Source organism: Lachnoclostridium sp. An196, assembly GCF_002160135.1.
Taxonomy (GTDB): domain Bacteria; phylum Bacillota; class Clostridia; order Lachnospirales; family Lachnospiraceae; genus Hominiventricola; species Hominiventricola avistercoris.
Map to the genome: position 1 here is coordinate 1 of NZ_NFJZ01000009.1, position 24,700 is coordinate 24,700.

Annotated in this window: 29 protein-coding genes and 1 pseudogene; 28 read left to right on the forward strand and 2 right to left on the reverse strand. The window is 48.5% G+C overall.

Annotation, left to right across the window (positions count from 1 at the left end):
* The 14 genes and pseudogenes from B5F29_RS16440 to B5F29_RS11040 form a co-directional block, all read left to right on the forward strand.
* A pseudogene (locus tag B5F29_RS16440) lies at window positions 1–719 on the forward strand (phage tail tape measure protein); the annotation flags it as partial.
* Window position 720: 1 nt separating this feature from the next.
* The gene (locus tag B5F29_RS10995; RefSeq protein WP_087154685.1) at window positions 721–1,596 is read left to right on the forward strand and encodes a phage tail domain-containing protein; all 876 of its coding nucleotides are present in this window, start codon (window positions 721–723) and stop codon (window positions 1,594–1,596) included.
* A 12-nt stretch (window positions 1,597–1,608) separates the two neighbouring features.
* Window positions 1,609–2,649 carry a siphovirus ReqiPepy6 Gp37-like family protein gene (locus B5F29_RS11000; protein WP_087154686.1) on the forward strand — a complete coding sequence of 347 codons (1,041 nt, stop codon included), beginning with the start codon at window positions 1,609–1,611 and terminating at the stop codon, window positions 2,647–2,649.
* A gap of 15 nt (window positions 2,650–2,664) precedes the next feature.
* Window positions 2,665–3,693, forward strand: coding sequence for a hypothetical protein (locus B5F29_RS11005; protein ID WP_087154687.1), 1,029 nt, complete (start codon window positions 2,665–2,667; stop codon window positions 3,691–3,693).
* Between the two features lie 35 nt (window positions 3,694–3,728).
* Window positions 3,729–4,859, forward strand: coding sequence for a hypothetical protein (locus B5F29_RS11010; RefSeq protein ID WP_087154688.1), 1,131 nt, complete (start codon window positions 3,729–3,731; stop codon window positions 4,857–4,859).
* A 72-nt stretch (window positions 4,860–4,931) separates the two neighbouring features.
* Window positions 4,932–5,546, forward strand: a complete 615-nt coding sequence (locus B5F29_RS11015; RefSeq protein WP_087154689.1) for a hypothetical protein — start codon at window positions 4,932–4,934, stop codon at window positions 5,544–5,546.
* 13 nt (window positions 5,547–5,559) lie between these two features.
* Complete coding sequence (locus tag B5F29_RS16445; protein WP_162608408.1) at window positions 5,560–5,718, forward strand: hypothetical protein; 159 nt, start codon at window positions 5,560–5,562, stop codon at window positions 5,716–5,718.
* A gap of 136 nt (window positions 5,719–5,854) precedes the next feature.
* Window positions 5,855–7,045 (forward strand): RNA-directed DNA polymerase, encoded by a 1,191-nt coding sequence (locus tag B5F29_RS11020; RefSeq protein ID WP_087154690.1) that lies wholly within the window; start codon window positions 5,855–5,857, stop codon window positions 7,043–7,045.
* Entirely contained in the window at window positions 6,927–7,289 is a 363-nt protein-coding gene (locus B5F29_RS16310; protein WP_143449145.1) for a hypothetical protein, read from the forward strand. Before B5F29_RS11020 ends, B5F29_RS16310 begins: the two co-directional genes overlap by 119 nt.
* Before the next feature lie 16 nt (window positions 7,290–7,305).
* Window positions 7,306–7,455 carry a hypothetical protein gene (locus B5F29_RS16560; protein ID WP_164488377.1) on the forward strand — a complete coding sequence of 50 codons (150 nt, stop codon included), beginning with the start codon at window positions 7,306–7,308 and terminating at the stop codon, window positions 7,453–7,455.
* A 142-nt stretch (window positions 7,456–7,597) separates the two neighbouring features.
* Window positions 7,598–7,930 carry a hypothetical protein gene (locus B5F29_RS11025; RefSeq protein ID WP_087154691.1) on the forward strand — a complete coding sequence of 111 codons (333 nt, stop codon included), beginning with the start codon at window positions 7,598–7,600 and terminating at the stop codon, window positions 7,928–7,930.
* Window positions 7,931–8,037: 107 nt separating this feature from the next.
* Entirely contained in the window at window positions 8,038–8,445 is a 408-nt protein-coding gene (locus tag B5F29_RS11030; RefSeq protein WP_087154692.1) for a phage holin, read from the forward strand.
* 1 nt (window position 8,446) lies between these two features.
* The gene (locus tag B5F29_RS11035; protein ID WP_087154693.1) at window positions 8,447–9,961 is read left to right on the forward strand and encodes a glucosaminidase domain-containing protein; all 1,515 of its coding nucleotides are present in this window, start codon (window positions 8,447–8,449) and stop codon (window positions 9,959–9,961) included.
* A gap of 222 nt (window positions 9,962–10,183) precedes the next feature.
* Window positions 10,184–10,366 (forward strand): helix-turn-helix domain-containing protein, encoded by a 183-nt coding sequence (locus B5F29_RS11040; protein ID WP_087154694.1) that lies wholly within the window; start codon window positions 10,184–10,186, stop codon window positions 10,364–10,366.
* Window positions 10,367–10,403: 37 nt separating this feature from the next.
* Here the strand turns inward: B5F29_RS11040 and B5F29_RS11045 are convergent, their stop codons facing one another.
* Window positions 10,404–11,390: an exonuclease domain-containing protein gene (locus B5F29_RS11045; RefSeq protein WP_087154695.1), complete on the reverse strand. Its 987-nt coding sequence runs from the start codon at window positions 11,388–11,390 to the stop codon at window positions 10,404–10,406.
* Between the two features lie 136 nt (window positions 11,391–11,526).
* On the opposite strand from B5F29_RS11045, the gene B5F29_RS11050 reads away from it, so the two are divergent.
* From B5F29_RS11050 to rseP, 8 genes are all read left to right on the forward strand, one after another.
* Window positions 11,527–11,778 (forward strand): helix-turn-helix domain-containing protein, encoded by a 252-nt coding sequence (locus B5F29_RS11050; RefSeq protein WP_087154696.1) that lies wholly within the window; start codon window positions 11,527–11,529, stop codon window positions 11,776–11,778.
* A 43-nt stretch (window positions 11,779–11,821) separates the two neighbouring features.
* Window positions 11,822–12,853: an IS30 family transposase gene (locus tag B5F29_RS11055; protein WP_087154697.1), complete on the forward strand. Its 1,032-nt coding sequence runs from the start codon at window positions 11,822–11,824 to the stop codon at window positions 12,851–12,853.
* Window positions 12,854–13,031: 178 nt separating this feature from the next.
* Complete coding sequence (pyrH, locus tag B5F29_RS11060; RefSeq protein WP_087154698.1) at window positions 13,032–13,727, forward strand: UMP kinase; 696 nt, start codon at window positions 13,032–13,034, stop codon at window positions 13,725–13,727.
* Between the two features lie 13 nt (window positions 13,728–13,740).
* Entirely contained in the window at window positions 13,741–14,295 is a 555-nt protein-coding gene (gene frr / locus B5F29_RS11065) for a ribosome recycling factor (RefSeq protein ID WP_087154699.1), read from the forward strand.
* A gap of 91 nt (window positions 14,296–14,386) precedes the next feature.
* Entirely contained in the window at window positions 14,387–15,097 is a 711-nt protein-coding gene (locus B5F29_RS11070) for an isoprenyl transferase (protein ID WP_087154829.1), read from the forward strand.
* Complete coding sequence (locus B5F29_RS11075) at window positions 15,097–15,912, forward strand: phosphatidate cytidylyltransferase (protein WP_087154700.1); 816 nt, start codon at window positions 15,097–15,099, stop codon at window positions 15,910–15,912. The genes B5F29_RS11070 and B5F29_RS11075 overlap by 1 nt, the downstream gene beginning before the upstream one ends.
* A gap of 44 nt (window positions 15,913–15,956) precedes the next feature.
* The gene (locus B5F29_RS11080; protein ID WP_087154701.1) at window positions 15,957–17,099 is read left to right on the forward strand and encodes a 1-deoxy-D-xylulose-5-phosphate reductoisomerase; all 1,143 of its coding nucleotides are present in this window, start codon (window positions 15,957–15,959) and stop codon (window positions 17,097–17,099) included.
* A 1-nt stretch (window position 17,100) separates the two neighbouring features.
* On the forward strand, window positions 17,101–18,132 hold the full coding sequence (gene rseP / locus B5F29_RS11085; RefSeq protein ID WP_087154702.1) for an RIP metalloprotease RseP: 1,032 nt from the start codon (window positions 17,101–17,103) through the stop codon (window positions 18,130–18,132).
* A 46-nt stretch (window positions 18,133–18,178) separates the two neighbouring features.
* On the opposite strand, the gene B5F29_RS11090 is transcribed toward rseP, so the two are convergent.
* Complete coding sequence (locus B5F29_RS11090; RefSeq protein ID WP_087154703.1) at window positions 18,179–20,086, reverse strand: DUF6020 family protein; 1,908 nt, start codon at window positions 20,084–20,086, stop codon at window positions 18,179–18,181.
* A 239-nt stretch (window positions 20,087–20,325) separates the two neighbouring features.
* Between B5F29_RS11090 and ychF the strand changes: the two genes are divergently transcribed.
* The 6 genes from ychF (at window position 20,326) to B5F29_RS11115 (ending at window position 24,693) form a co-directional block, all read left to right on the forward strand.
* Window positions 20,326–21,426 carry a redox-regulated ATPase YchF gene (ychF, locus tag B5F29_RS11095; RefSeq protein WP_087154704.1) on the forward strand — a complete coding sequence of 367 codons (1,101 nt, stop codon included), beginning with the start codon at window positions 20,326–20,328 and terminating at the stop codon, window positions 21,424–21,426.
* 112 nt (window positions 21,427–21,538) lie between these two features.
* Window positions 21,539–22,432 (forward strand): prolipoprotein diacylglyceryl transferase, encoded by an 894-nt coding sequence (lgt, locus tag B5F29_RS11100; RefSeq protein WP_087154705.1) that lies wholly within the window; start codon window positions 21,539–21,541, stop codon window positions 22,430–22,432.
* Window positions 22,398–22,559, forward strand: coding sequence for a Spo0E family sporulation regulatory protein-aspartic acid phosphatase (locus tag B5F29_RS16315; RefSeq protein ID WP_143449146.1), 162 nt, complete (start codon window positions 22,398–22,400; stop codon window positions 22,557–22,559). Before lgt ends, B5F29_RS16315 begins: the two co-directional genes overlap by 35 nt.
* Before the next feature lie 240 nt (window positions 22,560–22,799).
* A complete protein-coding gene (mraZ, locus tag B5F29_RS11105; protein ID WP_087154706.1) occupies window positions 22,800–23,231 on the forward strand; it encodes a division/cell wall cluster transcriptional repressor MraZ in 432 nt (143 codons plus the stop codon).
* An 11-nt stretch (window positions 23,232–23,242) separates the two neighbouring features.
* On the forward strand, window positions 23,243–24,178 hold the full coding sequence (gene rsmH, locus B5F29_RS11110) for a 16S rRNA (cytosine(1402)-N(4))-methyltransferase RsmH (RefSeq protein ID WP_087154707.1): 936 nt from the start codon (window positions 23,243–23,245) through the stop codon (window positions 24,176–24,178).
* A 29-nt stretch (window positions 24,179–24,207) separates the two neighbouring features.
* The gene (locus B5F29_RS11115) at window positions 24,208–24,693 is read left to right on the forward strand and encodes a cell division protein FtsL (RefSeq protein ID WP_143449147.1); all 486 of its coding nucleotides are present in this window, start codon (window positions 24,208–24,210) and stop codon (window positions 24,691–24,693) included.
* Window positions 24,694–24,700 lie beyond the last annotated feature (7 nt).

Sequence of the window (24,700 nt, forward strand, 5' to 3'; positions counted from 1 at the left end):
CTACGGTCGGTTCGTGGTTCCTGACAACGTTTCAGACAGCATACACGAACGTCACGAACGTTTTCCGGGGGATCGGACAGTGGTTTTCCGCCCGGTGGACGGATGTCAAAAACGCGTTGTCATCGGTCGGAACATGGTTTCAGTCTACGTTTCAGACAGCATATAACAACGTCACAAACATATTCAAAAATATAGGTTCGTGGTTTAAGACGAATGTTATCGACAAAATCAAAAGCGTTTTCGACGGGTTCAGTCTGGCAGACACCGGGAAAAAGATAATGGATTCGTTCGTGAACGCGATAAAGTCGATACATATTCCGAAGCTGTCGATCGATTGGGGAACGGCGGAAAAGACAATCGCGGGATTTACTATAAAAGTGCCTGTTCCGCATATTTCATGGAACGCGTTGGGCGGTATTATGAGGAATCCGACGATTTTCGGAATGTTAGGCGGGAAGCTGCAGGGCGGCGGAGAAGCCGGGGACGAAGCAATTCTGCCGCTTGATATATTTTATCGCCGGACAGAAGGCTATATTGATGACGCAATCGCGCGGGCAACGGCAGCGGCGAAAGGAAGCAGCGACAGCAGCAGGAGCAGGGGCGACTTTATTCAGAATATCAACATTGAAAGCCCGGATCCCCTATCGCCGTATGAGGTAGCACGTCAGACGAGGAATCAGACGCGGAATCTGGTTCTTCAGTTGCAGGGGGGACGCTGATATGTCAAAGAAAATTGTATGCAAAAACGAAGATGACGTTCAGATCGAATTCAGCTATGAGGATGACGCCGAATTTTTTCTGATATCATGCGACGGGATCTATTCCGTGTCAAATAATGTTGTGACAAGCGAAAACACGATGACGGACGGATCCACATATCAGGGCAGCACAACGAAGCAGCGGAATATCGTCATCACGGCGGAATTTGATTCCGATTATCAGTCCCGCCGGGATTTTCTGTATAAGTCATTCAAACCAAAATCGCCGGGGACGTTCTTTTATTTTGAGAACGAAGAACAGCGACAGATCGATTATTACGTCGAGGGAATCGAAATCGACGAAGCGGGCGTGTGCCGAAATGCTGTCATTTCCCTGATCTGTCCGGATCCGTTCTTTAAAGATCCCGCTGATACTACTGTCACAATGGCAGGGTGGGAACCGTGTTTTGAATTCGTCCATGAATTCACGGACGAACTGGAAGAATTCGGCGTCCGAATCGCGGAGTTAGTAAAGAACATTGAAAACGATTCGGCGGCGGATCATATCGGAATAGAAGTCCTTATGGAAGCGTTGGGAGCGGTCAGAAATCCGGTTTTATACCATATGCAGCAGGATATCCACATTCAGATCGGAACGGACGACTATCCGTTCGACATGGAGCCGGGCGACGTGGTAAAAATCACAACCGGGACAAACGAAAAGAACGCCTATTTGATAAAGGGCGGGGAAACACAGAAAATAAACGAATATCTGGACGAAGAAAGCGAATTCATACAGTTGGTACACGGGGCGAATACGTTCATTTACGACGCCGCGTCCGGCGTTGATTATCTGAACGTGACGATCAAATATCGGTTCCGATATTTAGGAGTATAGGAGCGTGAGAAAATGGAAGTCAGGATATACGGACAGAATTTATTCAGAAAAGGGCAGATAGAAAATCAAATATCCCTGATCTGGACGCGAAAATTTTATGAACCGGGGACGTTTGAACTTCACGCGCCGATTACTGACGAAAATCTGTCTTTGTTGCAGCCGGGAAACATCATCGGAAAAAAAGGTTCAGACGAAGCGGGAATTATTGAGGATATCGAAAAAGAAGAAAGCGATATCAAAAACGAGATCACGGCAAAGGGGCGGTTTTTATCGTCCTACATGGATCGCCGTCTGATAAAAAAGACCGTGAATTTTTCGGGATATATTGAAGTCGCTATGCGTCAGTTATATTCCGGCGCGGTTCCGCTTCCGCTTGTGGAATTGGGAACACTAAACGGTTTCACGGAACGGGCGGAATTTCAAGTCACGATGAAAAATCTTTTGACGTATGAAGAAAAGTTATCGCGGGCGGGCGCAATCGGATTCCGGTTCCGCCCGGATTTCAAGAATCGGAAAATCGTTTTTGAAACGTACAAAGGAAAAGACCGGACGTTCAGTCAGCACGAAAACAACCGCGTCGTATTCAGTGAAAATTATAATAACCTGAACAACGCGATCTATCGGTACAACAATCAGAACTTGAAAACGTTCGCGATAGTCGGCGGGCAGGGAGAAGGAGACGCCCGGACATATTACGAATTAGGCGGCGGGCAGGGGTACGATTTACGCGAAGTATTTGTTGACGCGAAAGACATAAATCCGGACGGGATGACGTCGGCAGCATACAAGGCGGCGTTATTGCAGAGGGCGCAGGAAACGTTGAACGCGTCGATCGTGTCGGAAACGTTGGAGTGCGAAACGGAAGCAGCGATCAATTTCACATACAAACAAGATTATGATTTAGGCGACGTTGTAACAGTCAGGAAGAACAAATGGAATCTGTATATGAATCAGAGGATCACGGAATTGTCCGAAGTGTACGAATACGGCGGAATGACCGTCGTTCCGACGTTCGGCGATCCGCTTCCTGAAACAATAAAATGGGATGAATAGGAAAGGGGCGGAAAAATGGCAAAAGAAAGAAGCTACGATTATTTTTGGAATTCTGAAAACGATCGTTATTATGACGCTGATTCTATGGGGGACTGGCTGCGCCCGTTCTTCTGCAACGGCGTTTTTAACGGTCAAATGCAAGTGACGGCAAACAATAATATGTCCGTTACCGTCGCGGCGGGGTATGGCTACATAAACGGAAAACACAGACATTTCCTGCAGCCGACAACGCTTGATCTGGAAACGGCTTCCGGCACACTGGATAGAATCGACGCTGTTATTTTACGCCGGAACGACACGGAGCGCCGGATCTATTTAACGATTGTAAAAGGCGGAAACGCAAACACGCCGACAGCGCCCGCCCCGACGCGCGAAGGGGCTATTTACGATCTGAAACTGGCGGATATCTATATCGCTGCCGGAACGGTTAGGATTACACAGGCAGAAATAAGCGATACAAGAATGAACGATGCCGTCTGCGGTTGGGTGGCGGCAACCGTAAACGAAATTGACTTTACGCAGATTCAGGCGCAATTTGACAGCTATTTCACGGCGTACAAGAAAAATATTTCCGATCAGTATCAAGAATATTTCGCCGCAATTCAGGAATTCAAAGAACAGGCGCAAAGCGACTATAATTTGTTGCTTCAGGCGTTCCAGACATACGCCGATCAGCAGGAAGCGTTATATCAGGACTGGATCGCTGAACAGGAATCCACGTTTGAGGAATGGAGCGAAGGGCAGCAGTCCACGTTTTCACAGTGGCGACAGAATCAGGAAAGCGCGTTCAATAACTGGTATTTGAATAATACGGGACAATGGACTTCCGACTTTCTGAACTGGTTTAACGGAATCAAGGGTATATTCTCCACGGATCCGGCGGGCGAAATGATTCTGATGATTCAATCGCTGTTCGACATTATCTATTCCGGCACAATCCCGGCTGATCTTATCACGTCGGACGGCGACGAACTGATAACAACAGACGGCGATCAGTTGATCGCGTTCTGGACGATAAAAACGTCCGAAACGTGTCACTGTTAGCTATATAAATAATCAAAAGAAAGGAGTTTTACAAAATGGCGCAGAAGATGTTTAAAGACTTGACGCCTATCGTCAGTATGGGGAATACGGATCTTTTTCCGGTGGAGCAGTCCGACGGAACAAAAAAGGCGACGTTCGCGCAGATATGCGAAGAAATCAAGCTGCCGGACGTTGCCGAGCAGGTCGGGGATTTCCCGGAACTGGCAGAGGGCGACACGCTGAAAGTTATCGCCGGAAAAATTATCAAATGGCAGCAGGACGCGATCGAGAAAATCGAAACGTATATCCTGAAGTCGTCTATCATTCAGGAATTCCCGCAGGAGGTCGATCTGGAAGCAGAGGACGATCCGGGAGCGGAAGCCCTGAAAAAGCAGGTCATTTCCGGCTTACTGGCGTACACGATGAACGAGAAGATCCTGCAGGTCATTTCGGATCATGGAACACTGGCGGCAGATTACGCAATCTTAAAGCGGGAACAAATAGCGTCGTATGGATATTACGGCGTCGAATGGGACATCGACGATCTGATGACGCTTGTTAAAGCGGGAAAATGGGACAAATTCGCGGTCGGAGATTACTTCATTGAGACGAACACATCCGGCGAAAAAATCCAGTTTGAGATCGCCGGAAAAAATTCATACTTGAATTGCGGCGATACCGCCTTGACGGTTCCCCATATTGTCGCCTGCCCGCGCGATTGCCTGAATACTTATTACAAGTACAACAGCACGAACACAAACGCCGGAGGATATGCGGCGTCGCTCATGCCCGCGAATCTGGAAACGGAAGCAAATAAATTCACGTCGAAATTGCAGGGGTATATGACGACGATCCGGCGTCTGGAAAATAACAAGGGGACGTGGGCGTGGGCGTCCCGCCGGATCTTCCTTCCGGGCAATCCCGAACTTGTCGGGTTCCACGGTTGGGCGGATCAGTACGACGGCGGAGCGTTCAATCAGCTTCCGTTATTTGCCGGAGGGAACGCGCACATTCTGAAAGGCGCAGGATATAACAAGGGTAAAGCCGCCCGGATGTGGTACTGGACTGCCGATCCGTCCGCCGCGAACACGACGTACTTTTGCCTTTTCTCCGACAACGGCCACAGCAGCGCCGGCTCCGGAGCGTCCAACGACGGCGGCGTCGCCCCGTTTATCGTTCTGTCATAGACAGATAATCCGGCAATCGCGCCGCCCGGCAGCGGCGGCGCATATGACCGAAACAGAAAAGAGGAATAAATAATGTCTGTCCCGTCATGGAAACAAACGGCGTCAAAACTGGACGCATTTACCGAAGCCGTGAAATTACGGCACATTGTTACACAAATGATTATGCGGAATTTCGGGTTAAAGCGAACAAAATATGACGCGATTGTCGGGCGGCAAGTCCGCGAGAAATACCCGGAATTAAAAAGCCTGATTGCAAGAATCGACGAATTTCAAAATGAGGTAGAAAAGGCGCGGATTCTGACGCAATATCCAGAATGGATTATTGAAAAGGTCAGGGACAATTTGTTCCGATATTCGTCGGATCTGGTTTCAAATATCGCGGCAGCGAATGAGATTTTATGCCGGACACAAAACGAATTCGTTAAACGGATTTTGTTGGAGAATGACGCGATCGGCGACATCGCGCGGATCCGGCAGGAGGTTCTTTTCATCGAAGAATTTTTCGATATCGACTTGTCGCGCTACATGGAATTTTCTGAACAACTGGAAATGACGAAGAATTATCTGTATAGGTGGAAAAAGTCAACGATCAGGGATTACGACGAATTCCTTCATCCAGAGAAAAAGGCGTCGCGTCTGGAAAAGGAAAAGGCAAAGAAAAGCCGTAAACAGCAAAGAAAACAATAAAATATTTTCGGTTATGCGTTGCACAGCCGCCCGGATGTGGTACTGGACTGCCGATCCGTCCGCCGCGAACACGACGAACTTTTGCAATTTCAACAACAACGGCAACAGCAACAACAACGGAGCGTCCAACGACGGCGGCGTCGCCCCGATATCGTCAGCAAGGCGGACATGATAAGGATTCGCCGGATAAAGAACGATAGGAACGCATGACCGCAGCGGGGAACCGCTGAAATTTACCGCCTGACGCCCGGAAGTGCTTTAAAGAAACACACTTCGTCGGGCTATCAGCGGGCGTTATTTATGAGGATATGGAGAATTTACCAACTTACAACAAATTATGCGATCCGAACGTCCTTATGGACGCCGCGAAAGAATGTCTAAACGGCGTTATGTGGAAATATTCATCACAAGCGTATTATTTAGACAGGATCGAACGGACACGGATCACGAAAAAGCGGCTAGAGAGCCGGGACAGAATGTCGGACGGATTCGTTCAGTTTACAGTTTGTGAACGCGGGAAACGCCGGGAAATACGGTCGATCCACATAAACGAACGCGTCGTCCACAGAGCATTAAACGACGTCGTTCTGGTTCCGACGCTTCGCCCGAAATTGATTTATGACAACGCGGCGTCCCTGAAAGACCGGGGAACACATTTCGCGCTGAAACGGTTAAAAGTCCATTTATGGAGATATTACCGGGCGCATGGATCAAATGACGGCTATATTTTAATGGGCGATCTACATTCCTATTTTGATTCCGTGGATCACGACGTCGTATTCCGGGAATACAAAAAGATTTTCGGATATGATCCGGATATCGTGAATCTGATAATGGATTTCGTGGACGCGTTCGGCGAAAAGTCGCTAGGATTGGGATCGCAGGTTTCACAAATGACAGCCGTGTTTTATCCGAATCAGATCGATCACTTTATCAAAGAGCAGCTAAAAATAAAAGGCTACGGACGTTATATGGATGACTTTTATCTGATCCATGAAAGCCGGGAATACCTGCAGGAATGTTTGGAACAGATCCGGCGAATGTATGCTGATATCGGAATCGAACTGAACGAAAAGAAAACGCGAATCGTCAAGTTATCGAACGAATTTAAGTTTCTGAAAGCGAAAACGCACCTGACAGAAACAGGACGCGTGGTTATGCGTCCGGATCACGGAACAATCACGCGGGAACGACGCAAATTGAAAACCCTGCGCCGGAAACTGGACGCCGGGGAAATCGCGTTTGCAGACGTTCAGCAAGCCTATAATTCATGGCAGGGACACATAAGACATTTTGATTCATACCGCACACGGCGGAATATGGATAAACTATTTCACGAACTGTTTTCGGAAGAAATCAGAAAAGAAAGGAGCGGCAACAATGGCAGAAAACACAAAAACTATCGCGGAGAGTTCAAACAATACGATTTTCCCGAACGTATCGATCCGGCTGAAAGACGGCACAGAGTTAGACGCGATCCTGAACGGAACAACGTATGAAAGCGGACAGCCGATCCCGGACGGGACATTCACGGACGACAATCTGTCGGAAGTGGAAATTAACGGGACAATATACCGGGATATGAAATTGATCTGTTCGTACCCGTGGGACGAAGGGACGCGTTTCGCATTACGAGAAATGACGCAGCAGGAGATCGAAAACCGGGATTTAAAGGCGCAGCTTCAGGCGGCGCAGTTATCCGTCGCAGAACTGACAATCATCGTTTCCGGGCTTATGATGTAGAGAGGGGGCGCACAATATGACATTCGATAAAAACAGCGGGCTTGTGATTGTATGGGTTAATATGGTTCAGAACGGGACATATACGCGCGATCAGATTCCGAAAATGTTCAATCTGCGGGAGGTCGTGGCGGAGGTTCTGGACGAGCAGGCGGAGGACGCCGCGTAATTATGCCGGAAGCGGATCCGGCTTCCGGATCTTTTCCTGAATATCCCCGGCGGGGTGGCAGAAATTAGTCACTTCGTCGGGGTTTTGTTTTGTATCATGGGCGCATAAAGGAAAAACACGCACACGAAAGGAGTTAGAAAACATGGATCAGGATTATATCACACGGAGCGAACACGAGGAATTCGCCCGCCGAATGGATTCTGAAAATCAGCGAATCAAAGACGAAAACGAGCGGCAGAACAAGCGAATTTCGATTGTTGAAGAATCGGTCAGGGAATTTAATAAACTGGCGCTGCAGATCGAACGTCTTGCAACGTCAATCCGGCAAATGGGGGAAGAAATATCAAAGCAAGGGGAACATCTGGAAAATATCGAATCGAAGCCGGGGAAACGGTGGGAATCCCTGATGACCGGGATAGTCGGGGCGATTGCCGGAGCGGTCGGCGCTGCAATCGCGGCGGGCTTTTTACACTGAAAACAGGGAACCTAAACAAGTAAGATCACAATATCCGGCGAGGATGACGCGGGGGTTATGTGATAAAGAAACAAGGAGAAAACCAAAAAAAGAAAGGACGTGTTTTTATGAATCAGGTAACTATGGAACTTTTAAAATTCGCCGTTATGTTCGTTATGGCGGTCGTTGCGTATGTCATCCGGCGCGATCTGGTTCCGTTCATCCGGTCAAAAATGACGGCGGATCAGTTGAAAACAGCGCGGGAAATGGCGACAATGTTTGTCTACATGGCAGAGCAGACATTCGGCGATAAGACGGGAGCGGAGCGAAAGCAGCTTGTAAAGGACGCATTGCGCGAAGCCCTGAAAAGCGCCGGAATCAATATGACAGATCAGTTTGTGGACGACATGATTGAAGCGGCGGTTAAGGGAATGAAAATCGCAGAATCTGGCAGCATGATTGAATTTGAAGTTGCGGAAGCGGTTGAGGACGAAACGGTCGCAGGGATCCCGGACGCTGCCGAAGGGGGCGTTTGATATGGCGACACAAGCGGAATGTGAGGTTTTTATAAATCAGATCGCGCCGTTATGCGTAAAGTACGCGGAAGCATACGGATATAAAAATGTGTCCGGGGCGATCGGTATGGCGTGTTTAGAATCCGGCTATGGACTGTCACGTCTGGCGGCGGAATTTCATAATTATTTCGGGATGAAATGCGGGACAAAGTGGACGGGCGCGTCCGTGAATATGCGGACAATGGAAGAATACACGCCCGGAACGTTGACGCCCATTTCAGACAATTTCCGGGTGTATGACGATATGGAATCCGGCGTCCGGGGATATTATGAATTTCTGGAACTGGCGCGTTATCGGAATGTAAGGGAGCAGGACACGCCGGAAGCCTATCTGTCCGAGATCAAGACGGCAGGATATGCCACGTCGTCAACCTATGTTCAGGACGTTCTGGCGGTCGTTGCGGCGCACAATTTGACAGAATGGGACAAATATATGACCGGGCAGGAAAACGCCGCCACGGGGCAGCAGGACGCGCAGAAAGGGGGATATAATATGTATAGCAGACAGAAGGTCGTTGACTACGCAAACAGTCAGGTGGGGAAAAAGGAATCGGACGGATCCTATAAATCGATCATCGACACATACAACACGCTTCCGACGGATCAGCTTCCGCGAAAAACGCGTATGCAGTACGGTTGGGCGTGGTGTGCGTGTTTCTGGTCGGCGATTGCGGTCGCGCTGAAATATCTTGCAATCATGCCGATAGAAATTTCCTGCTATTATCTGATCGAAGCCGCTAAAAAGTTGAAAGTATGGCAGGAAAACGACGCCTATATTCCCGCGCCGGGGGACGCCGTTCTGTATGATTGGGACGACAGCGGACAGGGGGATAATACCGGGAATCCGGATCACGTCGGCGCTGTTACATATGTCAACACGGCGTCCGGGTATATGGTCGTGACCGAAGGGAATTATGGGAACGCGGTCAAGAAACGGACAATTTCGTTAAATGGTCGGTATATACGCGGGTTCATTACGCCCAAATATGACGACAGCGCGATCGCGGAGCCTGATAAGACAGGCGGAAAAAGTATTTCGGAAGTCGCCCATGAGGTCATAGCGGGACAGTGGGGCAACGGCGCAGCCCGGAAACGCGATCTGACGGCGGCAGGTTATGATTACGACGCTGTTCAGTCCGAAGTCAATCGGATTTTAAACGGCAGCGCGGAGACGGCAAAGAATGAGAATTCCACAGATCAGGCGCAGCCGACGGCGCGGAAAGTAACGGCGACGTGCTACGCTCACAAATTCGACGGCGGCGTCGCCGGGACATACATCACAACGGCGAATCTGTACTGCAGGAACGACGCCGGGACGAATAAAAAGGCGTTGTGCCTGATCCCGGAGGGAACGAAGGTTCAGTGTTACGGATATTATAACGTGTCCGGCGGCGTGAAATGGCTTTACATTCAGTTTGTAATGGACGGGACACAATACACGGGATTTTCAAGCGCGGCTTATCTGAAAAAAGCGTAAAGAAAGGAGGGTTCAGCCCGCGAAAGGGCGCGGACATAAATTAAAAGCAAACCATTCCTTCAACTGGCGGATAATATGTCACAGATAAAGGCGACTGCAAATAGCAGTCGCCTTTTAATACAAAAATACACTCAATGGGTAAAAAAGAAATTGACAAATACACTCAATGGGTATATTCTTATATAAAGAGCCAAAGAAAACGAAAGGAAAGGGGCGCAGGATATGACGATTCAGGAAGCGAGGAAAGAACGCGGATTATCGAGGAAAGCCGTTGCGGAATGGTTGGAAATACCATATCGAACTATATCAAATTGGGAAAATGGCGAACGGCAGTGTCCGGCATATATTGAAAAGTTGATCGTTGAAAAGATATTGACGTGGCAGACGGGAACGGAAAACGCATAAAAGAGGGCGGGCGGCTATAAAAGCCGCCCTTCGCCACCTACTGATCCAGAACCATATCATAGAACGCGGATTCAGTTAAAATTTCAAGGTCGTTCCCCTTCAGGATCAGGGCTTCAGCCTTCTTTTGCTTATTGCTTTTTCCGTCCTTTATGGACGCGCAAAAATCATTGTTGCCGATGACAAGATAATTTGTATGTTTATTTATATTATCGGAGCAGGAGCCGCCGAGATTGACGACAAGTTGCATAGCGTCCCGGCGAACCATTTTTTCAAGCGCACCTGTGAAACAGACGTTTTTTCCGAAAAGCGGGTTGTTTTCATCAAAAACCGTCGCTGTCGCCGTTATATCTTTCGCCGATAGTTTAGTCTTATGAGCGAACGCGGACGAAAGAAAGGCGTCAATGCTGCCGAACTGCCGAAGCGCTTCTTCTTTCAATCGCAGAAAACATTCGTTGCAAGCCCGGCAATCATCAAGGGATCTATGAGAAGGCGCGGAAGCCTTTAAATGTTTTGCGACGGTAGAAAGTTTATAGTTATCCAGATCGGGCAGCAGCTTTTTAGAAATCCGCATAACGTCGATAAAATCATTCGAGAGGGGGACGGATTTACACATCATCAAATTATCATATAAGAAATTTATATCGAAATTAACATTGTACCCGACGAGCGTTTCACTACCCACGAAATTATAAAAGTCAGAGATCGCGGACGATATGTCCGGGGCAGATTCCAACATTTCATTTGTGATCCCGGTCAACGAAGTTATAAAGTCGTCGATCGGTTCGGTCGGTTTTACAAGTGTGCTGAAGGAATCGGTTTCGGAGCCGGCGCGGTACTTGACAGCGGATATTTCAATGATTTCACAGAAACGAACATCAAGCCCGGTTGTTTCGATATCGATCACGATATAATCATCCGGGAATGATACAGAACTTTTTTTCTTTTCTGGACGCTTGATCGCTTCGGGTTGCCCGGCAACAACGCAGGGACGCCCGTTTTCATCGACGGAAATACTGATATACATATATTGCACCTTCCTTTTTGATATTTTTTAGGTCAGTTTTTGGGGGCTGCTGATCTTTAACACAGATTATCGCATTTAATGTGCTAATGTCAAGAAAAATGCTGAATATTAGCACAAAAAGAGGAAATGCGGTAAAGTGAAAATATATGATTATGGCGGGAAAAAGAATATATGCGGGAGCAGGATAAAACAGGCGCGGGCGTTGCGGAACATTTCGCAGTCTGAACTTGCGGCTAAAATGCAAGTTGAGGGGATCACGATTGAACGGGATAGCATAAGCAGAATTGAGATAGGAACGCGTTTTGTGACTGATTATGAATTGAAAATATTTGCAAAGGTTTTAAAGGTAAATATCATGTGGTTACTATCTGATGAAGAAACGCCGTGAGGGACGCGCCCGACGGCGTTTCTTTTATGGAGGTAAAACACATATGAAGAATTTTTCACATATGACATATAACGATCGGCTTCGCCTTGATACTCTTATCAGAGCAGGACACAAACCGAAAGAAATAGCGGAAATTTTACATAAACACGTCAGCACAATTTACAGAGAGTTAAAACGGGGAAGATATATTCACACGAATAGCGATCTGACAGAGGAAGAACGATATAATCCAGACGAAGCGGACAGAAAGGCGCGGGAGAATCTGAAAGAAAAGGGCGCAGGACTGAAAATCGGGAACGATATTAAACTGGCGAACTATCTTGAAAAATTGGTTTCGGAAGAAAAGTATTCCCCGGACGCTGCACTGGCAAAAGCGCGGGAACATCAGGACGAGTTTTCAACAATGATATGCACAACGACTTTTTATTCATATATCGAAAAGGGAATATTTTTAAAGCTGACAAATAAGGATCTGCCCGTAAAGAAGAATCAGAAAAAGAAAAAACAAAAAGTGCGTCAATCACGCGCAAGCCGCGGGGAGAGCATAGAGAACAGACCGGACGAAATAAATGGGCGCGAAACGTTCGGTCATTGGGAAATGGATACCGTAAAGGGAAAACAGGGAATAACAAAATCTTGTATGTTGGTTTTGACGGAGCGGAAAACAAGGGCTGAAATTATCGCAAAATTGCCGGATCAAAAATCCGAAAGCGTTATAAGGACATTAGACAGAATAGAAAAGAAATGGGGCGATCTGTTTTATCAGGTATTTAAAAGTATAACGGTAGACAATGGATCGGAATTCGCCGACTATGAGGGAATGGAGCGTTCCTGCAGAAAAAAGGAAAAGCGGACAACGATATATTACTGTCATCCGTATAGCAGTTACGAGCGGGGAAGCAACGAGAACCAGAACAAAATGATCCGCCGCCATATTCCAAAAGGGACGGATATCGACGAAAAGACGGACGAAGATATCGAACGCGTGGAAAACTGGATCAATGAATACCCGCGCCGGAAATTGGGCTACTGCAGCAGCCGGGAAATGTTTGAAATGGAGTTAAAAGCAATATAATTATTTAATATGCACAAAAATAGAATGTGTTTTTGTGCATTATGTAGAAAAGAGAAAAAACGAAAATTCTTTCGCATTTAATGTTGACATTTTTAGTGCTGGATTCGGACGAGCTATTTGGTTGAAAAAAATTGGGAATTGTGATAGAGTAAAAATGACTATACAACCGAGGTGCGATATGAAACGTGTGCTTTTAAAATTAAGCGGTGAGGCCCTGGCAGGGGATAAACACACCGGGTTTGACGAGGCGACCTGCCTGAAGGTGGCGGGTCAGGTAAAAAGAATCATGGATGACGGGATCCAGGTAGGGATCGTCATCGGCGGAGGCAATTTCTGGAGGGGACGTACAAGTGAGAATATCGACCGTGCGAAATCCGATCAGATCGGTATGCTTGCTACAGTGATGAACTGTATCTATGTCTCGGAGATTTTCCGAAGCACGGGGATGAAAACCAGAATCTTTACGCCGTTTACATGCGGCCCTATGGCGGAGATGTTCACGAAGGACGCGGCGATGGAGAGTCTGGAGGCTGGAAAAGCAGTCTTTTTTGCGGGAGGAACAGGACATCCGTACTTTTCCACGGATACGACCACGACGCTCAGGGCGGTGGAGATCGAAGCGGATGTGATTCTGCTTGCGAAGGCTGTTGACGGCGTGTATGACAGTGATCCGAAACTGAATCCAGACGCGAAGAAATACGATGAAATTTCCATTCAGTCGGTCATCGACCAGAAGCTTGGCGTGATGGATCTGACCGCATCCATCATGTGTATGGAGAACCGTATGCCCATGCTGGTATTCGGGCTGAATGAGGAGGACAGTATTGTCAATACAGTAAACGGAAAATTTACAGGAACGAAAATAACGGTATAGGGAGGAACTGAACATGGAAGAAAGATTACAGCCGTATGAGACCAAGATGGGGAAATCTTACGATGCGCTTCTGAAGGAGTATGCTTCGATCCGGGCGGGGAGAGCGAATCCGCACGTACTGGACAAGATTCGTGTGGATTATTATGGTACGCCGACGCCGCTGCAGCAGGTAGGCAATATTTCAGTGCCGGAGGCGAGGGTGATTATGATCCAGCCCTGGGAGAAAAAGATGATCCGTGAGATTGAGAAGGCGATCATGACTTCCGATCTGGGGATCAATCCTACGAATGACGGCTCATCGATCCGTCTGATATTTCCGGAACTGACGGAGGAACGCCGTAAAGTGCTGGCTAAAGACGTGAAGAAAAAAGGCGATGAGGCGAAAGTCGCCATCCGCAATATCCGAAGGGACGCCAACGACGCATTTAAGAAAATGAACAAAAATAACGAACTGACCGAGGACGATCAGAAGGACCTGGAAGAGAAGATACAGAAACTGACAGACAAGTATGTGAAAGAGATTGATAAGGCGATCGAAGAGAAGACCAAAGAGATCATGACTGTATAAGGTTCAGTTGGTGGAAGACAGGGCAGGTGCCGGGTGCATCTGCCCGTTTTCCGTAGATTTCCCCGGAAACGGGGCGGAAGGAGATGTGGAAATGAAAATTCCGCAGCATGTGGCAATTATTCTGGACGGCAATGGAAGATGGGCGAAAGCAAAAGGGATGCCCCGCAATTATGGACATGTGCAGGGCGCGAAAAATGTGGAGCGCATTTGTGAAGACGCCTGGAATATGGGAATTAAATATCTGACAGTGTATGCGTTTTCCACTGAGAACTGGAAACGGTCCAAAGATGAGGTGGATGCGCTGATGACGCTGCTGCGCAATTATATGAAAACCTGTGTGAAGACTGCGAAAAAGAACCATATGTGTGTACGTGTGATCGGCGACAAGACCGGACTGGCTCCGGACATTCAGGAGAGCATCGCAAAACTGGAAAAAGAGTCGGCGAATCAGGACGGCCTGAATTTTACGATCGCGATTAATTACGGCAGCAGAGATGAGATCCGGCGTGCTGTGCAGAAAATCGTAAAAGAAGGTATTCGTCCGGAAGATATCACGGAGAATGTGATTTCGGATCATCTGGATACGGCGGGGATCCCGGATCCGGATCTTCTGATCCGAACCAGCGGGGAACTTCGTCTGTCCAATTATCTGATGTGGCAGCTTGCCTATACGGAATTCTATTTTACGGATGTCCCGTGGCCGGATTTCACCAAAGAAGAACTGAAAAAGGCCATTGAGAAATATAATAGTAGAGACCGCCGGTACGGCGGCGTCAAGGAAGAGCCGAAGGAGGAATCCTGATGAAATCATTTATTACGAGGCTCCTTAGCGGGATCGTCCTGGTGGCGGTGATCGTGCTGACCTGCTGGCGCGGCGGCGACGTACTGTGGGCGTTGGTGCTTGCCATCAGCATGATCGGTTTGCGGGAGTTTTACAAGGTATTCGGCCTGAAGGACCCGGACGATATACTGGCGGCTGCGGGGTACCTTGGCGCGGCGGCGTGGATGATCCTGTGCAGAGCCTGTTCCGGAAGCGGACAGACGCTGCAGATGGAAAAGATGTGGCTGGTGCTTCCGGCGCTGTTTATCCTGATCCTTGCCGTCTATGTGTTTACTTTTCCCAGATATGAGACTCAGCAGGTAATGGCGGTATTTTTCGGCGTGGTCTATATCCCGGTCATGCTGTCCTTCATCTATCAGACCAGAATGGGAGACGACGGGTTCTATCTGGTATGGCTGATCTTTCTCTGTTCCTGGGGATGCGATACATTCGCGTACTGTACCGGCATGCTGATCGGAAAACACAGGCTTGCTCCTGTCCTGAGTCCGAAAAAATCCATCGAGGGCGCTGTGGGAGGCGTGCTTGGAGCGGCGGCGCTGGGGGCTGTCTATGCGGCTTTCATCGAGGAACCTCCCGCAGCGTACGCGGCGATCTGCGCGGTGGGCGCAGTGGCGTCGCAGATCGGCGATCTGGCAGCTTCCGCAGTGAAGCGGCAGCATGGAATCAAAGATTACGGGAAACTGATACCTGGGCATGGAGGAATTCTGGACCGTTTCGACAGTGTGATCGTGACGGCGCCCATGATCTATACCCTGGCGGTTCTGTTTGTATCATAGGAACTTTCCGGCGGGTATATGCCGGAAGAAAAAGGAGAAAATAGATGAAAAAAATAGCGATACTGGGATCTACCGGTTCCATCGGGACACAGACTCTGGAGGTGGCCAGAAATAACGGAGACCTGGAGATCACGGCGTTGGCCGCAGGTTCCAATATTGATCTGCTGGAAAGACAGATCAGGGAATTCCGTCCGCCGCTGGCGGCCGTGTGGACGGAAGAAAAAGCAAAAGAACTGAGGATCCGGACAGCGGATCTGGATGTAAAGATCGTATCCGGGATGGAGGGACTTCTGGAAGTGGCAGCGCAGCCGGAATCCGAGATTCTGGTAACGGCCATTGTGGGAATGATAGGAATCCGTCCTACCATTGCGGCAATGAAGGCAGGAAAAGATATCGCGCTGGCAAACAAGGAGACGCTGGTAACTGCGGGGCATATTATTATGCCGCTGGCAAAGGAGAAAGGGGTACGTATTCTGCCGGTAGACAGCGAGCACAGCGCAATTTTTCAGTGCCTGAACGGAGAGAACAGGGTTCAGCTGAAAAAGATTCTTCTGACTGCGTCCGGCGGACCTTTCCGCGGCAAGAAAAAGGAAGAACTGAAAAATGTACAGGTGGAAGACGCGCTGAAACACCCGAACTGGCATATGGGACGCAAGATTACCATCGATTCTGCGACATTGGTAAACAAAGGCCTGGAGATGATGGAAGCCCGGTGGCTGTTCGGCGTGGAACCGGATAATATCCAGATCGTGGTTCAGCCGAAGAGCATCATTCATTCCATGGTGGAATTTGTAGACGGGGCTGTGATTGCTCAGCTGGGGACTCCGGACATGAAGCTGCCGATCCAGTATGCGCTTTATTATCCGGAACGAAGATATCTGCCGGGAGACCGGCTGGATTTCTGGACACTGGGACAGATTACTTTCGAGAAACCGGATATGGAGAATTTCCCCGGACTGCGGCTGGCGTTTGACGCGGCAGCGGCAGGAGGGAGCCTTCCGACTGTATACAATGCGGCTAATGAACGCGCGGTAGCCATGTTTCTGGAGAAAAAGATCGGTTTCCTGGAGATTCCGGAGATCATTCAGAGCTGTATGGAGGCCCATCGCGTGATCCCGGAGCCGACGGTGGAGCAGATCCTGGAGACGGAAGAGGAAACCTATGAAATGATTAAAGGCAGGTGGTAAATTGAGCATCATACTGGCGCTTATTATATTCAGCCTGATCGTGATCGTTCACGAACTGGGGCATTTTTTACTTGCAAAATGGAATGGAATCACGGTGACAGAATTTTCTGTGGGTATGGGACCCAGGCTGCTGAGCCATGAATGGGGAGGCACCCGGTATTCTCTGAAGCTTTTTCCCTTCGGCGGTTCCTGTATGATGGTAGGGGAAGATGAAGAGAGCAGCGAAGAAGGTTCTTTCGGAAGCAAATCTGTGTGGGCGCGGATCGCCGTAGTGGCGGCAGGGCCGGTTTTTAATTTCCTGCTGGGATTTGTGCTGTCGGTGATTTTGGTGTCCTGTCTGGGATACGACCGCCCGGTGATTAACGTAACGCCGGGATATCCGGCAGAAGCGGCCGGGATGCAGGACGGGGACGAGATCATCCGCCTGAATGGAAGACGTGTATATCTGTACAGGGAGATCACGTTGTTCAATAATCTGCATCAGGGCGAGACTCTGGAGGTGACTTACCGCAGGGACGGTGAGACGCATGCCGTGGTTCTGACTCCGATGAAAGACGAGGAAACCGGCTGGTATTATTATGGCTTCGGCGCAGCGGAGGCCAGGACACATGGAAATGTATTCCAGACACTGGGCTACAGCGCGGCGGAGATGAGATACTGGCTGAAAGCGACGGTCGAAAGTCTGGCGGAACTGGTACAGGGAAATGTTGGGTTGGATGACATGTCGGGACCTGTTGGAATCGTGGATGCCATCGGACAGACATACGAGGCTAACCGGGCGGACGGCTGGTATTATGTGACCCTGAGTATGGTGATGATGTCGGTGCTTCTGACGGTAAACCTGGGTGTCATGAACCTTTTGCCTATTCCGGCATTGGATGGCGGACGGCTTGTTTTCCTGATCCTTGAGGCGGTTCGGGGAAAGGCGATCCCGCAGGAGAAAGAGGGAATGGTACATTTTGTGGGATTCATGCTGCTCATGTGCCTGATGGTAGTGATCCTGTTCAATGATGTGAAAAATGTATTCTTCTGATGAAAAGCTGAAGGGGCAGGCTCTTGGAAAAGAGCTGCCCCTTTTTTCAGATTTGTCCGTCGGTCTTTTGCCCGGAGGAAATATAGAGTCCTGTCAGAATAACGCACGGCAGACATAGAGATATGGCAAACAGATACCGGAAATACCAGCCGTATGCCGGACCGGCAATGCAGACCAGCAGGGCGACCAGCAGAGGCGTCGTGACGGACAGGGAATCGCGTTTCCGTCTTGCGAGACAGTAAAAAGCCCACAGCAGCAGTCCCCATACATAGAAAGCAGGCATCCGCAGAAGGGAGAGCACCGGAAGAGAGAAAAGAGCGTCCCGGAAAGTCTCATATGTATTTCGTATACTCTGCAGAAAAGACGGATAATGGAAATCCGCTCCGTATGTTTCCAGAGAGTCATTCAGTTTCTCCATATGCTCTTCGCTTTCGGCGTAGGAATTGACGCTGTTCAGGTAGCCGTCAGGGTAAAAATAGCCGTATATATTATTCATGGTGGCCTGGACATATATATCGGGGCGCTTTAGCAGCATTTGGAACCACACGCGGAAATATGCTGCGAGATCCTCGCCGGTGGCATCGTCGTTGAAGGTGCCTTTTACCTGATCCGACAGATTGGGATTATAAAGTTCGCCCAGATTTTCATAGTCAAGAATGGCGGAAATGGCTTCCGCCTCTTCTTCGGTAACCTGATCGCCTGCGTCCCGTATATAACGCGCGGTCTGCTGAAACGGGATCGACAGCATTTCCCTCCGACTGGAAGGTCTTACCTGAAAGGCCGGGAGCAGGATGTTGTTCCAGACAATAAACAGGCACAGGAAAACGATTCCCATATTTCTCCATAATTTTCTGCTTTTCCGATTGGCGGCCAGCAGTACCAGGAAGGTAATCAGCAACTGATAAATGCCGTCCTGCCGGAAAAAGAACATACCCAGAGCTGAGACGGTCAGCAGGATCTGATGAAATACCCGTTGTCGGTTTTCACCGCATCTTCCGGTGACGATACGAAAAAGCTGGACCAGAAAAACCATCAAAAATGCACAGAACGGGACGTCTTTAATACAGGTAAACATATAGTTCTGTGTCGTGGGTGACAGAAGAAAGAGAAGCATCAGCGGGATGACAGCCCGGCAGGGAGCTTTCAGTTCCATGAGAAGCTTTACGGTCCAGGACATGGCTGCCACAAGCAGCAGGAGCTGAAAAAGAGCGTAAAGGAACATGCCGGTGTTCATGGAGGAAAAGAGGATCCGTCCCAGTTCGGTGAAAAAATACATGGTCAGGGAATGGACGATCGGATGCTGGTTGCGCAGCGTTGCGGTTTCTTTCAGACCCTGGTACATATTGACGAGTTGTGTCCGCGTATCATGCGTAAATATTGCCGGATATGAGAGAACCATATAGGGAAAGCAGGCAATCAGGAGAGTGAGAAAGCAGGTCCTGAAAGGATGTGTTTCCAGCGCGCCGAGATAGCGGCGGATCACATAAGGAACCTGTTTTTTTTCAAAATGCATGAACGGAAGCCTGTCTGCAAAATCGAAAAGGCAGACGGTGCAGCAGAAAAAGAGCGCATACCATCCCGACAGAGCGATGCAGGATTTCAGAAGCTGCATGCTGCTCTCGAAAACCAGATTCCAGCTGTTGTCTGCGTAAAAGGAGTGTCCGAGAATCATAAATACAGCAAAAAGAGCTGCCGGAATATGACAGCATAATTTTGCACGAACCGACAGAAAGCTGGTTTTGTATACGGTAAGCGCATGACGGTAAAAATAAAGCAGAAACAAAAACAGAATAATATCCGTGATATGGACGCTTTGAAAAGATTCGATCACGGATAAAAGACTTTCGCCGCTTTCCGGAGGATTCAGATCGGCGGAAAGTGCCAGGAGGGTAAGAGCACTGGCGATGAAATACAGAAATCTGAAAGGTGTCTTACCTGAAGCAGTTTGGTACATGAAATAGATTCCCTTCTTTCTGGTATAAAATTAAATGGGATTATAGCACGCATGAATCAGGGATGCAAGAAGAGCGGAAGTTATTTTCGGAAGAATTGCCGGTTGCGATTGAAAAAAAGAGGCCTTTGTGCTAAACTTTGTAATTGCGCCGGACTCTTTTGGACTGAGGGCGTAAAAAGGGCGTAGAAGCAAATTGAAAAGCCTGAAAACACTGATAAATAAAGGAGATGTGAAGATATATGAAATTAGGTATCGTGGGACTCCCCAATGTGGGCAAGAGCACCCTTTTTAATTCTTTGACCAAGGCCGGCGCAGAGTCGGCAAACTATCCCTTCTGTACCATTGATCCCAATGTGGGCGTGGTTGCTGTACCGGATGAAAGACTGGGCAGGCTGGCGGATCTGTATCATTCCGCGAAAGTGACGCCGGCGGTGATTGAATTTGTGGATATTGCGGGACTGGTAAAAGGCGCTTCCAAGGGAGAGGGCCTCGGCAATCAGTTTCTTGCGAATATCCGGGAAGTGGATGCGATCATCCATGTGGTGAGATGTTTCGAGGATCCTAATGTGGTTCATGTAGACGGCAGTGTGGATCCGCTGCGCGATATTGAGACGATCAATCTGGAACTGATTTTTTCTGATATTGAGATTCTGGAGAGAAGGATCGCCAAGACCTCCAGGGGAGCCAGAAACGATAAGACACTTGCCAAAGAACTGGATCTGATGCAGCGGATTAAAGCACATCTGGAAGAAGGCAAGACTGCCAAAACTTTTGGCGGGCTGGATGACGAGGAAGAGCAGGCGTGGTTTGCCTCCTACAATCTGCTGACGGCAAAGCCGGTGATCTATGCTGCGAATGTGTCGGAAGATGATCTGGCAGATGATGGAGCTTCCAATCCCAATGTACAGAAGGTGCGTGAGTTTGCCGCGTCGGAACACAGCGAAGTATTTGTGATCTGTGCCCAGATCGAGGAAGAGATTTCGGAACTGGAAGAAGATGAAAAGAAAATGTTTCTGGAAGATCTGGGAATCAAGACTTCCGGTCTGGACAAATTGATCCAGGCAAGCTACCGTATTCTGGGGCTGATCAGCTATCTGACAGCAGGAGAAAAAGAGACCAGGGCATGGACAATTAAAGTGGGGACCAAGGCGCCCCAGGCGGCAGGTAAGATTCATTCAGATTTTGAGAGAGGATTTATCCGCGCAGAAGTAGTGAACTATCAGGATCTGCTGGATTGCGGTTCCATCGCGGCCGCCAGAGCAAAAGGGCTGGTTGGCTCGGAGGGGAAAGAATATGTGGTTAAGGACGGAGATGTGATTGAATTCCTGTTCAATGTGTAAGAACATGTTTGTCGAATTCTGTCGACAACATTCGGTTGAAAAATGTCGTAAATAGAAATAAAATAGAGACGTAAGCCGTACAGGGCGGTTTGCATGGAAAGGACTTTCAACAATGAACACATCAATCAACTTTCCACATCTGGGAATCTACCTGGAGCATGTGGGGAAATCCATCTCTGTATTTGGATTCGATATCGCCTATTACGGAATTATCATAGGATGTTCCATCCTGCTGGGGCTGTACCTGGCGCAGAGAGAGGCGAAAAGGACCGGTCAGAATCCGGATACATACACAGATATGGTGATTTACGCCATTATTGTATCTGTTATTTGTGCGAGAGCATATTATGTGATTTTCTCATGGGATCATTACAAGGACAACCTGCTCAGTATTTTTAACCTGAGGCAGGGAGGCCTCGCCATCTATGGAGGGATCATTGGAGCAGTGGCTACGGTTTATGTCTACAGCCGTGTAAAGAAACTTTCTTTTCCGCTGCTTCTGGATACAGCCTGTATCGGACTGGTAGCCGGTCAGATTTTGGGACGCTGGGGAAATTTTTTCAACAGAGAAGCATTTGGAGGATATACGGACAGCCTGTTTGCCATGCAGCTTCCGGTAAGCGCTGTTCGAGTCAATGAGATTACGGAAGAAATGTGGGCGCATGTACAGGTGATTGGAGGAGAACAGTTTATTCAGGTACATCCGACATTCCTGTATGAGTCCATCTGGAATCTGGGTGTTCTCTGTTTTCTGTACTGGTATCGTGACCGGAAAAAATTCCGGGGCGAACTTTTCCTGACATATGTGTTGGGATACGGCCTTGGCAGGGTCTGGATTGAAGGCCTTCGGACAGACCAGCTGCAGATCGGCAGTACGGGTATTCCGGTATCACAGTTGTTGGCGGGCGTGCTGATTCTTGTTTCCCTGTTTTTGATCATCATGGGTAGGCGCAGAGCGGTCAGGGAGGAACATGGACAGACAGAAGAGGATCAAGCTGGCGATTGAACGTCAGCGCATAAAGCTGGAGTATCTGGTGGAGAAGGACAGCAGCCTGGAAGGCCTGCTGGCAGAGTCACAGAAGCTGGATCGGCTGATCGAACGTTACGAAGCGGAAAATACAACTTCATATTGACAGACAGAAGAAAAGAGACTCTTATAGGACTGCTGCTGCGGCCCTATGAGGGTTCTTTTTTTGTGCATTTTCACCGGAAAATGAAGGAAAAACAAAGAGTTTCTGAAGAATCCCTTAAGAAACCTATTGCAATTTTGGCAAATCCGGGGTATGATTAACAAGTAAGTGGTGAAAAGTGGTTTTTAGTGGTTCCAAAAGGTATAAAAGTGGGGCCATTCAGGCGGAAGAGGGTGCATATCGATGTTCATGGGCGAGTACAGACATACGGTAGATCCCAAGGGCAGGCTGATTATACCCTCGAAGTTCCGGGAACTGCTCGGCGGCGAGTTTGTTGTGACAAGAGGACTGGATGGCTGCCTTTTCGTGTATCCTATGAACAGTTGGGAAGCTTATGTGCAGCAGCTTCAGAAACTGCCTCTTACCGATAAAAATGCCAGACTTTTTACCAGATTTATCATCGCAGGAGCGACTACCTGTGAACTGGACAAGCAGGGAAGAATACTGCTTCCGGTGACGCTCAGAGAATTCGCTCATATAGAAAAAGATGTGCTGTTGGCAGGGATGCTGGATCATATTGAGATCTGGAATGAAGAGCTTTGGAAAGAAAATGCAGATTTCAGCAATATGGATGTGATCGCGGAGCATCTGAACGGGCTGGGCAGCAGAGAGTAAGGAGACGGCTCATGGAGTTCAGACATTATTCCGTCATGTTGGAGGAGACGATCGAGCAGCTGAAGATCCGCCCGGACGGGATCTATGTGGATGGAACCCTGGGCGGAGGAGGACATGCCTTTGAGGTGTGCAGAAGACTTTCCGAGAAAGGACATTTCTATGGGATTGATCAGGATGAAGCGGCTATAAAAGCTGCCGGGGAACGCCTTGCAGAATTCAAAGACAAGGTGACGATCATCCGGAGCAATTACTGCCATATGAAAGAGGAGCTGAAGAACCGGGAAGTCGGGCAGGTGGATGGTATTCTGCTGGATCTGGGGGTCTCTTCTTATCAGCTGGATGAAGCGGAAAGAGGTTTTACCTACAGGGAAGATGTACCGCTGGACATGCGTATGGATCAGAGACAGGATAAGACAGCAAGAGATATTGTCAATGCCTACAGCGAGACAGAGCTGTACCGTATCATCAGAGACTACGGAGAAGATAAATTTGCAAAAAACATTGCCAGACATATTGTACAGGCGAGAGAGATAAAACCGATTGAGACTACAGGGGAACTGGTGGAGATTATCAAGTCAGCCATCCCCATGAAGATACGGATGCAGAAAGGGCATCCGGCAAAACAGACATTTCAGGCAATCCGGATTGAACTGAATCAGGAACTGGAAGTTCTCAAGGATTCTCTGGAAGACATGGCGGACATGCTCCGGCCGGGAGGGAGACTGTGCATCATTACCTTCCATTCCCTGGAAGACCGGATTGTAAAAAATGCGTTCCGTACTTTTGAACATCCCTGCACATGTCCCAGTTCTTTTCCGGTATGTGTGTGCGGGAAGATTCCAAAAGGCAAAGTAGTTACCAAAAAACCGATTCTTCCCTCGGAGAAAGAACTGGAAGAAAACAGCCGTTCCAAGAGCGCGAAGCTTCGGGTTTTTGAAAGGGAGTAAAGAAAAAGGAAAGAAAGCGGGTGTTGGCGATGGCCTCAAAAAAGAAATATGGATATGTAGAGGGAAATACTGTACGAAAGATACAGCCGGCGGAACGTCCGAGAAGGGAACGGCGTTCTGCAGAACATCGAAACAGACAAGCTGGGAAAGAAAAGGTGCAGTATACCAATCTTCTCTATACTTTTTTTCTTGCTGCAGCGGCCTGTATGGTTCTGTGGTCTTGTGTACGGTATCTGCAGCTGCAAGCAGAAACGACCAGCCATGTGAAGAACATTGCGTCTATGGAGACTCAGCTGGAAGAGCTGAGAAAAGAAAATGATGACAATTATACCCGAATTATGACTTCTATGGATCTGGATTATATTCGCGATGTGGCGATCAACGAGCTGGGCATGGTCTATGCGGAACCGGATCAGGTCATTCTGTATGACAACGGAACCCAGGATTATGTAAGACAGAGCGGGGAGTTGCCGGAGGAAGAGAGTTCATTGGCAGATCAGATACTTGGAAAATAACCAGAAT

Excerpts from the sequence above, each read along its gene's own strand:
- B5F29_RS10995 (WP_087154685.1), top strand. The coding sequence starts at position 721 with ATGTCAAAGAAAATTGTATGCAAAAACGAAGATGACGTTCAGATCGAA.
- B5F29_RS11000 (WP_087154686.1), top strand. The coding sequence starts at position 1,609 with ATGGAAGTCAGGATATACGGACAGAATTTATTCAGAAAAGGGCAGATA.
- B5F29_RS11005 (WP_087154687.1), top strand. The coding sequence starts at position 2,665 with ATGGCAAAAGAAAGAAGCTACGATTATTTTTGGAATTCTGAAAACGAT.
- B5F29_RS11010 (WP_087154688.1), top strand. The coding sequence starts at position 3,729 with ATGGCGCAGAAGATGTTTAAAGACTTGACGCCTATCGTCAGTATGGGG.
- B5F29_RS11015 (WP_087154689.1), top strand. The coding sequence starts at position 4,932 with ATGTCTGTCCCGTCATGGAAACAAACGGCGTCAAAACTGGACGCATTT.
- B5F29_RS16445 (WP_162608408.1), top strand. The coding sequence starts at position 5,560 with ATGCGTTGCACAGCCGCCCGGATGTGGTACTGGACTGCCGATCCGTCC.
- B5F29_RS11020 (WP_087154690.1), top strand. The coding sequence starts at position 5,855 with ATGGAGAATTTACCAACTTACAACAAATTATGCGATCCGAACGTCCTT.
- B5F29_RS16310 (WP_143449145.1), top strand. The coding sequence starts at position 6,927 with ATGGCAGAAAACACAAAAACTATCGCGGAGAGTTCAAACAATACGATT.
- B5F29_RS16560 (WP_164488377.1), top strand. The coding sequence starts at position 7,306 with ATGACATTCGATAAAAACAGCGGGCTTGTGATTGTATGGGTTAATATG.
- B5F29_RS11025 (WP_087154691.1), top strand. The coding sequence starts at position 7,598 with ATGGATCAGGATTATATCACACGGAGCGAACACGAGGAATTCGCCCGC.
- B5F29_RS11030 (WP_087154692.1), top strand. The coding sequence starts at position 8,038 with ATGAATCAGGTAACTATGGAACTTTTAAAATTCGCCGTTATGTTCGTT.
- B5F29_RS11035 (WP_087154693.1), top strand. The coding sequence starts at position 8,447 with ATGGCGACACAAGCGGAATGTGAGGTTTTTATAAATCAGATCGCGCCG.
- B5F29_RS11040 (WP_087154694.1), top strand. The coding sequence starts at position 10,184 with ATGACGATTCAGGAAGCGAGGAAAGAACGCGGATTATCGAGGAAAGCC.
- B5F29_RS11045 (WP_087154695.1), bottom strand. The coding sequence starts at position 11,390 with ATGTATATCAGTATTTCCGTCGATGAAAACGGGCGTCCCTGCGTTGTT.
- B5F29_RS11055 (WP_087154697.1), top strand. The coding sequence starts at position 11,822 with ATGAAGAATTTTTCACATATGACATATAACGATCGGCTTCGCCTTGAT.
- pyrH (WP_087154698.1), top strand. The coding sequence starts at position 13,032 with ATGAAACGTGTGCTTTTAAAATTAAGCGGTGAGGCCCTGGCAGGGGAT.
- frr (WP_087154699.1), top strand. The coding sequence starts at position 13,741 with ATGGAAGAAAGATTACAGCCGTATGAGACCAAGATGGGGAAATCTTAC.
- B5F29_RS11070 (WP_087154829.1), top strand. The coding sequence starts at position 14,387 with ATGAAAATTCCGCAGCATGTGGCAATTATTCTGGACGGCAATGGAAGA.
- B5F29_RS11075 (WP_087154700.1), top strand. The coding sequence starts at position 15,097 with ATGAAATCATTTATTACGAGGCTCCTTAGCGGGATCGTCCTGGTGGCG.
- B5F29_RS11080 (WP_087154701.1), top strand. The coding sequence starts at position 15,957 with ATGAAAAAAATAGCGATACTGGGATCTACCGGTTCCATCGGGACACAG.
- B5F29_RS11090 (WP_087154703.1), bottom strand. The coding sequence starts at position 20,086 with ATGTACCAAACTGCTTCAGGTAAGACACCTTTCAGATTTCTGTATTTC.
- ychF (WP_087154704.1), top strand. The coding sequence starts at position 20,326 with ATGAAATTAGGTATCGTGGGACTCCCCAATGTGGGCAAGAGCACCCTT.
- lgt (WP_087154705.1), top strand. The coding sequence starts at position 21,539 with ATGAACACATCAATCAACTTTCCACATCTGGGAATCTACCTGGAGCAT.
- B5F29_RS16315 (WP_143449146.1), top strand. The coding sequence starts at position 22,398 with ATGGACAGACAGAAGAGGATCAAGCTGGCGATTGAACGTCAGCGCATA.
- mraZ (WP_087154706.1), top strand. The coding sequence starts at position 22,800 with ATGTTCATGGGCGAGTACAGACATACGGTAGATCCCAAGGGCAGGCTG.
- rsmH (WP_087154707.1), top strand. The coding sequence starts at position 23,243 with ATGGAGTTCAGACATTATTCCGTCATGTTGGAGGAGACGATCGAGCAG.
- B5F29_RS11115 (WP_143449147.1), top strand. The coding sequence starts at position 24,208 with ATGGCCTCAAAAAAGAAATATGGATATGTAGAGGGAAATACTGTACGA.